This window comes from Pseudomonas sp. Sample_9 (assembly GCF_004307535.1).
Classification (GTDB): Bacteria; Pseudomonadota; Gammaproteobacteria; order Pseudomonadales; family Pseudomonadaceae; genus Aquipseudomonas; species Aquipseudomonas mercuritolerans.
Genome location: NZ_RAZO01000100.1, coordinates 1 through 10,759, shown reverse-complemented (window position 1 = coordinate 10,759; position 10,759 = coordinate 1). Strand labels below are relative to the sequence as shown.

Annotated in this window: 11 protein-coding genes; 3 read left to right on the top strand and 8 right to left on the bottom strand. The window is 60.1% G+C overall.

The window, feature by feature from the left end:
- Positions 1–1,508 (bottom strand): phosphoenolpyruvate carboxylase (locus D6877_RS05275; protein WP_130910084.1); only part of this gene is annotated, 1,508 nt, incomplete at its 3' end.
- Between the two features lie 212 nt (positions 1,509–1,720).
- On the opposite strand from D6877_RS05275, the gene D6877_RS05270 reads away from it, so the two are divergent.
- The 3 genes from D6877_RS05270 to D6877_RS05260 all read left to right on the top strand — a co-directional run bounded on the left by D6877_RS05270 (position 1,721) and on the right by D6877_RS05260 (position 3,677).
- A complete protein-coding gene (locus tag D6877_RS05270) occupies positions 1,721–2,065 on the top strand; it encodes a hypothetical protein (RefSeq protein ID WP_042606952.1) in 345 nt (114 codons plus the stop codon).
- A 363-nt stretch (positions 2,066–2,428) separates the two neighbouring features.
- Positions 2,429–2,833, top strand: a complete 405-nt coding sequence (locus D6877_RS05265; RefSeq protein ID WP_024011747.1) for a DUF4398 domain-containing protein — start codon at positions 2,429–2,431, stop codon at positions 2,831–2,833.
- Positions 2,834–2,888: 55 nt separating this feature from the next.
- The gene (locus tag D6877_RS05260; protein WP_024011746.1) at positions 2,889–3,677 is read left to right on the top strand and encodes an OmpA family protein; all 789 of its coding nucleotides are present in this window, start codon (positions 2,889–2,891) and stop codon (positions 3,675–3,677) included.
- A 235-nt stretch (positions 3,678–3,912) separates the two neighbouring features.
- On the opposite strand, the gene D6877_RS05255 is transcribed toward D6877_RS05260, so the two are convergent.
- The 7 genes from D6877_RS05255 to D6877_RS05225 form a co-directional block, all read right to left on the bottom strand.
- Positions 3,913–4,242, bottom strand: a complete 330-nt coding sequence (locus D6877_RS05255; RefSeq protein WP_122699369.1) for a hypothetical protein — start codon at positions 4,240–4,242, stop codon at positions 3,913–3,915.
- Positions 4,239–5,144, bottom strand: coding sequence for an alpha/beta hydrolase (locus tag D6877_RS05250; protein WP_130910083.1), 906 nt, complete (start codon positions 5,142–5,144; stop codon positions 4,239–4,241). Before D6877_RS05250 ends, D6877_RS05255 begins: the two co-directional genes overlap by 4 nt.
- 148 nt (positions 5,145–5,292) lie before the next feature.
- Positions 5,293–6,543: a flavohemoglobin expression-modulating QEGLA motif protein gene (locus D6877_RS05245; RefSeq protein WP_166554750.1), complete on the bottom strand. Its 1,251-nt coding sequence runs from the start codon at positions 6,541–6,543 to the stop codon at positions 5,293–5,295.
- A gap of 186 nt (positions 6,544–6,729) precedes the next feature.
- Entirely contained in the window at positions 6,730–7,443 is a 714-nt protein-coding gene (locus tag D6877_RS05240; protein WP_016771505.1) for a TetR family transcriptional regulator, read from the bottom strand.
- A gap of 105 nt (positions 7,444–7,548) precedes the next feature.
- Positions 7,549–9,051, bottom strand: coding sequence for a lysine--tRNA ligase (gene lysS, locus D6877_RS05235; RefSeq protein WP_024011743.1), 1,503 nt, complete (start codon positions 9,049–9,051; stop codon positions 7,549–7,551).
- 79 nt (positions 9,052–9,130) lie between these two features.
- A protein-coding gene (gene prfB, locus D6877_RS05230) for a peptide chain release factor 2 (protein ID WP_099758102.1) occupies positions 9,131–10,226 on the bottom strand; the annotation gives its coding sequence in 2 pieces (ribosomal slippage) (positions 9,131–10,153 and positions 10,155–10,226; 1,095 coding nt in all).
- Between the two features lie 307 nt (positions 10,227–10,533).
- The coding region (locus D6877_RS05225; RefSeq protein ID WP_130910082.1) for a diguanylate cyclase at positions 10,534–10,759 on the bottom strand (226 nt) is incomplete at its 5' end.

The window sequence follows — 10,759 nt, the reverse complement described above, 5'->3', positions numbered from 1 at the left end:
TCGAACAGCGGCACCACGCGCATCGGCCGCAGAACGCCGGATTCCTTGAGCAGCAGTTGCACCGCGAGCACGTCGGAAGCGGCGCCGGCCATGGAGATCACGTAGGAACCCAGCGACGCAGCGGGCGCGGCGGCGATTTCCTTGCAGGTGTTGAGCACTTCGGCGGTATCCGCCGATGGTTTGAAATGCGCGGGCAGCAACGGTCGACGGTTGCTCAGCTCCTCGGTGAGGAAGTTGATGCGCTGCTCTTCGTCCCATTCCTCATAGCGGCCGAGGCCGAGGTAATCGGTGATTTCGGTCATCGCCGAGCTGTGCCGCGTTGAATCCTGACGCACATCGAGGCGCACCAGAAACAGTCCGAACGTCACCGCCCGACGCAGGCAGTCGAGCAACGGCCCGTCGGCGATGACGCCCATGCCGCACTCGTGCAGCGAGTTGAAACACAACTGCAACGGCTCGAGCAGGTCGCGATTGTCGTGCAGCACATCGGCGGTGGCCGGGGTCGGCGCGGTCAATGCAGCGTGCGCCCAATTGCGCGTCGCACGCAGACGTTCGCGCAATTGTTTGAGCACCGCGCGATAAGGTTCGGCGCTGTCGCCGGCCTTGGCCTTCAGCGCATCGCTGGCCTGCTGCATCGACAACTCGGCAGCAAGGTGATCGACATCGCGCAGATACAAATCAGCGGCCATCCAGCGCGCCAGCAGCAAGACTTCGCGAGTGACGGCGGCGGTGACATTGGGGTTGCCGTCACGGTCGCCGCCCATCCATGAGGCGAAACGGATCGGCGCGGCTTCCAGCGGCAAGCGCAGGCCCGTGGCGGCGAACAGCGCCTGATCGGCCTTGCGCATATGGTTGGGGATCGCCTGCCACAACGAATGCTCGATCACCGCAAAGCCCCACTTGGCTTCATCGACCGGGGTCGGTCGGGTGCGGCGGATTTCTTCGGTGTGCCACGCTTCGGCGATCAGCCGTTGCAGTTTGCTGTGGATCTGCTCGCGCTCGGCGCTGGTCAGGTCGCGATGATCCTGCGCGGCCAGTTGCGCGGCGATTGCATCGTACTTCTGGATCAACGTGCGTCGCGCCACTTCGGTCGGGTGCGCGGTCAGCACCAGTTCAATTTCCAGCCGCGCCAGTTGCCGGGCCAGGGATTCGCCGCTGTGACCTTCGCTGCGCAAGCGCGCGAGCAGTTCCGGCAATACCCGCGACTCGAACGGCGCCGGTTGCGACTCCTCGCGACGATGGATCAACTGATACTGCTCGGCGATGTTGGCCAGATTGAGAAACTGGTTGAAGGCGCGAGCGACCGGGAGCAATTCGTCTTCACTCAATTGATTGAGGCTGGCGCTCAGTTCAGCGTCCATCGAGCCGCGCCGGTCGGCCTTGGCGCCCTTGCGAATCTGCTCGATCTTGTCGAGGAACGCCTCGCCGTACTGGTCTCGAATGGTGTTGCCCAACAGCTCTCCGAGCAGGTGAACATCTTCGCGCAAGCGTGCATCAATATCGGTCATCAGCAGTTCTCCAGCGGTAATCGGGGACAGCGCAGAAACGAATGCTTTGCCAGAGAGTGCCGCTCTGCGCCGCTTCTTACAAGCAGGCGACGAATCGACTTAAACCTTGCGCGCGAAAGCCAGTCTCAACAGTAAGCCGTACGACGGCCCGCCGCCGGCGCTGCCGGATACTCACCCAGGCCTGCCATCAGCAGGCGCTAAATGAGGTCATCATGAAAATTCGTGAACTCGCCCAGCATTGGGAAGAAAACGCCAAAGGTCGCCTGACCGACACCGGCTACACGATTCATCTGGACGTCGAGTCCGCCGCGCGCCTGGCGGCAATTGCCGAGATGTATCCCAAACGTCATCCCGAGGAACTGCTCGGCGAACTGATCGGCGCCGCGCTTGAGGAGTTCGAAGCGAGCCTGCCGTATGTGAAGGGTTCGACCGTGGTGGCGACGGATGAGGAAGGTGATCCGCTGTATGAGGATGTCGGCCCGACGCCGCGTTTTCTGGCGTTGTCGCGGCGGCATTTGCATGATTTGTCCTCGGCTGAGAACAAGCAGAAGCACTGATCCGACACACATCACAAATGTGGGAGCGAGCCTGCTCGCGAATGCGGATTTTCATCCAGCATTTGCGCTGGCTGACACAGGCTCGCTCCCAGAAAGGCTGTATTCCAGATCGCAAATTGGTTTATCAACGGCCAGATTGCACCCGCGCGTACCGCTCCAAAGCCCCAAAGTTCCCGTTCCAGAGCCTTGTCCAAACGGTCAATTTAATTTTTGGCGATAGGCCATCTTTTCTGAACTTTTCAAAAATGCCGCCGGTCGGAACAGGTAACCACGCCTGGAACGAGCGTTTCAATTCGCGTCTACAAGCGATGCTTTCGCCTCCTCTGCCAGGATGGATTCAGTTGTATTTTCAGGAGATGCCTAATGGAGTTGAAGACCATGAAAACCCAAACCTCGTTTTCCCACCTGCGCGGTCTGAAACTGGCCGCTCTGGCCATCGGCACCAGCTTCGTACTGGCCGGTTGCGCCGGTAATCCTCCGACCGAGCAGTACGCCGTGACCCAATCGGCCGTCAACAGCGCCGTCAGCGCTGGCGGTACCGAATTTGCTGCGGTGGAAATGAAGCAGGCTCAGGACAAACTGAAACAAGCTGAAATCGCCATGCACGACAAGAAGTATGACGAGGCCCGTCGCCTGTCCGAACAGGCTGAATGGGACGCTCGCGTCGCTGAACGCAAGGCTCAGGCCGCCAAGGCCGAACAGGCTGTGAAGGATTCCCAGAAAGGTGTTCAGGAACTGCGTCAGGAAAGCCAGCGCACTGTGCAGTAAGCGCGCATCCCGACCGCAAAGCTGAAACTCTTACCGATAGAAAGGACGACAAATTATGCGTAAGCAACTGATGATTCCCGCTCTTCTGGCCGCAAGCGTTGCACTGGCTGCCTGCTCCACCCCGCCTAACCCGAACCTGGAACAGGCGCGCACCAACTACGCCGGCCTGCAGGCCAACCCACAGGCGAGCAAAGTCGCGGCACTGGAAACCAAAGACGCCAGCGATTACCTGGACAAGGCCGACAAGGCTTATCTGGACAAAGAAGACGCAGCCAAGGTTGACCAACTGGCTTACCTGACCAACCAGCGCGTCGAAGTGGCCAAGCAGACCATCGCTCTGCGCACCGCTGAAAACAACCTGAAAAACGCCGCAGCCCAACGTGCCCAGGCCCGTCTGGATGCCCGTGACCAGCAGATCAAACAGCTGCAGGACAGCCTCAACGCCAAGCAGACCGATCGCGGCACGCTGGTGACTTTCGGTGACGTGCTGTTCGCCACCAACAAGGCTGATCTGAAATCCAGCGGCCTGGTGAACATCAACAAACTGGCGCAATTCCTCCAGGAAAACCCGGATCGAAAAGTGATCGTCGAGGGTTACACCGACAGCACCGGCACCGCGAGCTACAACCAGTCGCTGTCCGAGCGCCGCGCGACTTCCGTGCAGATGGCTCTGATCAAGATGGGCGTCGACCCTTCGCGCATCGTCGCTCAGGGTTATGGCAAGGAGTACCCGGTAGCGGATAACGGCAGCGTCTCGGGCCGTGCGATGAACCGTCGTGTGGAAGTGACCATTTCCAACGACAACCAGCCAGTAGCACCGCGTTCTTCGGTGAGCTCGAACTAAGCTCCACCCGGTAACGCAAAAGCCCCGCCTGACTTGATCAGGCGGGGCTTTTTTGTGGGAGCAGACATCGTAGCCCCTCACCCCAGCCCTCTCCCAAGGGAGAGGGAGCCGATTTGTGTCGCTTTCAAAACTTGTGTTCGGCGCTATGGATCAGGTCGACGTAGCTTAAACAAACACCTCGGTCAGTCCCCTCTCCCTCTGGGAGAGGGTTAGGGTGAGGGCTGAACCTGCAGAATCACTTCTCGAGTTTCTGCGGAGTCTCTTCGCCCATACACCGCACAGCTTTTTTCTGCGCGTTGATCAACACACCGGTCAGGCCTTTCTGTTCGGTATCGAACAGCACCAGCACGCCATCGATGCACTGCGCCACTTGCGGCGCGGGTGTCAGCGAGACTTTGTAGTCCTCGCCCGGCACGGTCTTGAGCATGGTGAATTCGCTGAGCAACAACGCGTCCTCCGGCTTGGCAAAATGCAGGTAGCCGTAGTACCACAGCGCCCCGACGGTGCCGAGGATGCTGCAGATACCGGTGATGATCAGCGGGATGGCATTACGTTCTTCAGTCATTGCGGGGTCTCATCTTCGGAATTCGGGGGCGGCGGATAGTTGGGGATTTCGCCGAGGCGGCGCAGGCCGTCGAAGTGTTCGGGGTCGTCGAGATAGCGCAGCATGACCTGACGCCACACCGGGTCGCCGAAGGTTTGCACATGACCGCCACGGGTCAGCTGCAACACGCGCGGCGGCGGCGCTGCCTGATACAGGCGAATGCCGTTGGCCATCGGTACCAGCGGATCGTCGATGCTGTGGAAGATCAGCTTGGGCACGCCGGTCAACTGCGCCATCGAGTTGATCGCGCTGTCGCCGTCCGGCACCAGCCACGACAGCGGCACTTGCAATGGCCAGGTCAGCCACGAAGTGCTGAGGGCGAATTGGCCGACGCTGCGATAACTGGCCGGCACGCCATCCAGCACCAGGGCCTTGAGTTGTTTTTGCCGTTCCGGGTGCTGCGCCAGCCAATGCACCGACATCGCACCGCCCAGACTCTGTCCGAGCAGCACCAGCGGTTTGCCTTTGACCTCCGGCGCGTTGTCGAGCCAGGCGAAGGCCGCATCGATATCCTGATAGATCGCCGGCAGGCTCGGCTTGCCCTCGGACAAACCGTAGCCGCGATAGTCGACCAGCAGCACCTGATAACCATTCTTCGGCAACCACCAGCTGCCGCCCAGATGCATCGGCAGATTGCCGCCGTTGCCGTGCAGATGCAGGACCGTGCCTTTGACCTCGACGCCAGGTTTGGCCGGCAGCCACCAGGCGTTGAGTTTCAAGCCATCAGCGGTAATCAGAGTGACTGTGCGGTACTCAAGCTTGGCTTTGTCAGGGGTGAAGACCTGACCCGGTTCGGGGTAGAACAGCAGCGAACTGCAACCGCCGAGGGTCAAGAGCAGGCATAGGATGCCGAGGATTCTCATCCGGTGAAACCTCGCAAAAGAGCTGAACAAAAATCAAACCTGTGGGAGCGAGCCTGCTCGCGAAAGCGGTGTATCAGCCAACATCAATGTTGAAGGTGAAATCGCATTCGCGAGCAGGCTCGCTCCCACAAGGGGTTCGGTGCTGGGTCTAGAGGATATTGGAATAATCCGCCTCAATCCGGTCCAGGCTCAAATGGTTGAGGAAGTTGGAGAAACACATCCACGCCGACAACGCATTCAAGTCACGGAACTGGTCCGGCAAATACTTGGGCGGCACCACCAGGCCTTCGTCCACCAGTTGCCGCAAGGTCCGCATGTCTTCCAGTGTGGTCTTGCCACAGAACAACAACGGAATCTGCTCAAGCTTGCCTTTGCGCACGGCCAACTGAATGTAGTTGTAAACCATGATGAAGCCCTTGAGGTAGGACAAGTCTTTGGTGAATGGCAGACCGGTCGGCGTCGAGCCACGGAACACCCGGCTGGCATTGCCGTAGCTTTCGGCCATCTCGAAACCCTGCTCGCGGAAGAATTCGTAGATCTGCAAAAAGTCCGCGCCCTCCTCGACCATATGAATCGCACGGGTGCGGTTGGTCAGTTTGCGCAGGCGACTCGGGTAAGAGGCGAAGGTGATGATTTCCATCAGGATCGCCAGGCCTTCCTGGGTCACCGTCGACGAGGGCGGGCCTTTCGACAGGAACGTGCAGATCGGCTGATTCAAGCCATTGAGCGTAGTGCCGACGTGCACCAGACCTTCGTGGACTTCCAATGCACGGACGTCGCGGTCGTTGAACAGCGCATCGGTGCGGATCTTGATGTAGTCGGCGCCCGCCGCAGCGTCGGCGACGATGCCGTCGGACTCGAACACGCGAATCGTCTCTTCGGCCTCACCGAATACCTTGTTCAGTCGGGTTTGCAGCAGGTGCACCGCGTCTTTGGCGGTGAGGATCTTCGGCTCGTCCTTGAGATCGCCGCGTCCGTCGATGTTGTTCAGGTAGTCGGACATCATCAGGCCGAGGTCGGCCAATGTCGGGTCACCGGCGTGGAAGGCATCGGACGCCGCGCCGTACAGCTCTTGCGAGATCAGGCCGAAGTCCTCGGTGCCACGCGCTTCGAGCATGCGCACCACCATGCGGTATTCCTTGCACATGCGCCGCATGATCTGCCCGACCGGGTTGAACTGGCCGAGCTGGCGGGTGATGTCGCGCTCGATGTTCTGGAATTCCAGTTTGACCTGGCTCGAGTCGAACGACAGCGGGCGGTTGAGGTAGTAGTCGCGATCCACCGCCGGCATTTCCTTGCCCTTGGCCTTGAGAAAGCCCTTGCGCACGTTGTCGTCCCACTTGACCGCATCGAGCACGCGGATCGGCGTCTGCGCCAGCACAATGCGATCGGACAACATGCGTATCGTCTGCTGGTAATCGTCCACCCGAAACTCCTGTAGAAAACGTGACGTAGCCAATCATAGGCGCTGAGGCCTTTGTGGGAGCGAGCCTGCTCGCGAATGCACTGTGTCAGACAACGGAGATGTTGAATATCAGAGCGCTTTCGCGAGCAGGCTCGCTCCCACAGGGTTTAGCGTCAAACGCTAGACCGACGCCAGCACCAGGTGCATATACCGCGTCAGAATCCCGAGCATGTCCTCTTCGGCCAGAGGCTCGGCGTCGTTGAGCAGGCCCTGATATTCCATCCGCCCGATAATCGCCGTCAACACCTTGGCATCCTGCTGCGGTTCACGCGAGCCCAGTACCTGGAACAACTGGCAGGTGCCCTGCAGCAGAATCTGCTGATGCGAGCGCACCAGAATGGCCAGACGCGGATTAAGCAGCGCTTCCTGACGGAACGCCTGTTCGGCCATCAGATGCTCGCGGCGGTTGATCAGTTGCCGGTGCACGTAATCGGCCATCAATCGCGCAATGTCATCGGCCAGTTGCGAGCGCGACTCCGGGCTGCCGTCGGCGCTGACCACCATTTCGCGCAGCAGCCCTTCGTTATTGATCCACAACTTGGCCATGTACGCCGCGCTGCGTTCAACATATTGGGCGAAGGTATCGGTGAGCAGGTCATCGATGTCCTTGAAGTAATACGTGGTCGCCGACAGCGGCACGCCGGCCTCCGCCGCGACCGCACGATGGCGCACGGCACGCACGCCGTCGCGCACGACAATGCGCATCGCGGCGTCGAGAATGTCCTGGCGACGCTGCTCACTGCCCTGTCGGCTGGCCTTGCGGCCCTGGTACTGAACACTTTCAGCGACCGCAGTGGCGATACCCGCTGCACCTTCTTGAGCTAATGCACCCATCACGACAGCACTTCCTCTACTAATGCCAAATTAACCAATTGATACATTTGTACCAGACAGGCAATAAAAAGCCGCCTGTTTTAGGCGGCTTTTTAACTGAAACGTTTACGCTTGCGGTCGCATGTGCGGGAACAGGATCACATCGCGGATCGACGGCGAGTTGGTCAGCAACATCACCAGACGATCGATGCCGATACCTTCGCCGGCGGTTGGCGGCATGCCGTACTCCAGCGCACGGACGAAGTCGGCGTCGTAGTGCATGGCTTCGTCGTCGCCGGCGTCCTTGTCGGCCACCTGCGCCATGAAGCGCTCGGCCTGGTCTTCCGCGTCGTTCAACTCGGAGTAGGCATTGGCGATTTCACGACCACCGATGAACAGCTCGAAGCGGTCGGTGACGTTCGGGTTCTCGTCGTTACGACGGGCCAGCGGCGACACTTCGAACGGGTACTGAGTGATGAAGTGCGGCTGCTCCAGCTTGTGCTCGACCAGTTCTTCGAAAATCATCACCTGCAATTTGCCCAGCCCCTCGAAGCCCAGCACCTTGGCGCCGGCCTTCTTGGCGATGGCGCGAGCCTTGTCGATGTCGTTCAGATCATCGGCAGTCAGCTCAGGGTTGTACTTGAGGATCGAGTCGAACACCGACAGACGCACGAACGGCTCGCCGAAGTGGAACACCTTGTCGCCGTACGGCACGTCGGTGCTGCCCAGCACCAGCTGCGCCAGCTCGCGGAACAGTTCTTCGGTCAGGTCCATGTTGTCTTCGTAATCGGCGTACGCCTGATAGAACTCCAACATGGTGAATTCAGGGTTGTGACGAGTCGAAACGCCTTCGTTACGGAAGTTGCGGTTGATCTCGAAGACCTTTTCAAAACCGCCAACCACCAGACGCTTCAGATACAGCTCTGGTGCGATACGCAGGAACATTTCCATGTCCAGCGCGTTGTGGTGAGTTTCGAACGGCTTGGCCGCAGCGCCGCCGGGAATGGTCTGCAGCATCGGCGTTTCGACTTCGAGGAAGTCGCGCTTCATCAGGAAGCTGCGGATGTGCGCGATCACTTGCGAACGCACGCGGAAGGTCTGGCGCACGTCTTCGTTGACGATCAGGTCGACGTAACGCTGGCGGTAGCGCTGTTCGGTGTCGGTCAGGCCGTGGTGCTTGTCCGGCAGCGGGCGCAGCGACTTGGTCAGCAGGCGCACGTTGGTCATTTCAACGTACAGGTCGCCTTTGCCGGAACGCGCCAGGGTGCCTTCGGCGGCAATGATGTCGCCCATGTCCCAGGTTTTCACCGCGGCCAGGGTTTCTTCGGACAGCGTCTTGCGGTTGACGTAGACCTGAATGCGCCCGGTCATGTCCTGGATCACCATGAACGAGCCACGGTTGAGCATGATGCGACCGGCAACCTTGACCGGGATTGCAGCCTCTGCCAGCTCTTCCTTGGTCTTGTCCGCGTACTGTTTCTGCAAGGCATCGCAGTAGTTGTCGCGGCGGAAGTCGTTCGGGAAGGCATTGCCCTTGGCGCGCTCGGCAGCAAGCTTTTCCTTGCGCAGGGCGATCAGGGAGTTTTCTTCCTGTTGCAGGGCTTGCGGGTCGAGTTGTAGGTCGCTCATGTCTTTAAGTATTCCATCAGGTTCGTTGCCCCCAGCCTTCGGCTGGGGATCGCGGGCGAGCCCGCTCCCACAGAGGGTGTTACAGGCCGGATTTCAGGCTGGCTTCCAGGTACTCATCGATGTCGCCATCGAGCACCTTGTCGCAATCGCTGCGTTCGATGTTGGTACGCAGATCCTTGATCCGCGAGGCATCGAGCACGTAAGAGCGGATCTGGTGACCCCAGCCGATGTCCGACTTGGTGTCTTCCAGCGCCTGCGAGGCCGCATTGCGCTTCTGCATTTCCTGCTCGTACAACTTGGCCCGCAGCATTTTCATCGCGGTGTCCTTGTTGGCGTGCTGGGAACGCTCGTTCTGGCAGCTGACCACGGTGTTGGTCGGTACGTGGGTGATACGTACGGCCGAGTCGGTGGTGTTTACGTGCTGACCACCGGCACCGGAGGAACGATAGGTGTCGATCCGCAGGTCTGCCGGGTTGATTTCGATTTCCACCTTGTCATCGATCTCTGGCGAGACGAAAACCGCGGAGAACGAGGTGTGGCGACGGTTGCCGGAGTCGAACGGGCTCTTGCGCACCAGACGGTGCACGCCGATCTCGGTACGCAGCCAGCCAAAGGCGTATTCGCCCTTGATGTGCACGGTCGCGCCCTTGATCCCGGCGACTTCACCGGCGGACAGTTCCATGATGGTCGCGTCGAAACCGCGTTTGTCGGCCCAGCGCAGGTACATGCGCAGCAGGATGTTGGCCCAGTCCTGCGCTTCGGTACCGCCGGAACCGGCCTGGATGTCCAGGTAGGCGTTGTTCGGGTCCATTTCATGGCTGAACATGCGGCGGAATTCCAGCTTGGCCAGATTTTCCTCGAGACGGGCCAGCTCGGCGACGACATCGCCCACTGCGCCTTCGTCGTTTTCTTCGACGGCCATGTCCAGCAGGTCGCGGCAATCGGCCAGACCGCCGTTCAGTTCGTCGAGGGTGTCGACGATCTGCGCCAGCGCGGCACGCTCGCGGCCCAGCTCCTGGGCGTATTCAGGTTTGTTCCAGACACTCGGATCTTCAAGCTCGCGATTGACCTCGGTCAGACGCTCATGCTTTTGATCGTAGTCAAAGATACCCCCGAATAGTTTCGGAGCGCTCGGACAGGTCCTTGATGGTGTTCAGGATCGGGTTGATTTCCATGACGGGCAGCACTCGTTGGCGAACTTTTGAAAGCCGGCGAGTATAACGTAAACAGGCTGTCGCGGCAGCCCGTCTGGCGGTGAATGGGCCGAGATTGCTGCCCTCACCCTAGCCCTCTCCCGGAGGGAGAGGGGACCGATCGGGGGATATTTGAAACATACGCCGAATAGAATGGCTTCACCGAATCCGTGATCGCCAAGCCTGAAGATCCATAATCGCTGCGATCTCTCAGGTCGATGTCTGGCCCGAGATACCTCGGTCGGCCCCCTCTCCCTCCAGGAGAGGGCTGGGGTGAGGGCAACGGCCGTTACTCGATCCCGACCTGATTGCGCCCATTGTTCTTGGCCAGATACAACCCGCGATCCGCCGCCGAAATCAGCAGCCGGCAGTCACTCCCCGCCTGCGGCACCATGGTCGCCAGACCAATGCTGATGGTCAGACTGGAGCCCTCGGCCGGTGTGTTGTGCGGAATCTTCAACGCCGCCACAGTCTGGCGCAGTTTTTCGGCCAACAGCCGCGCGCCGCCCGGCGAA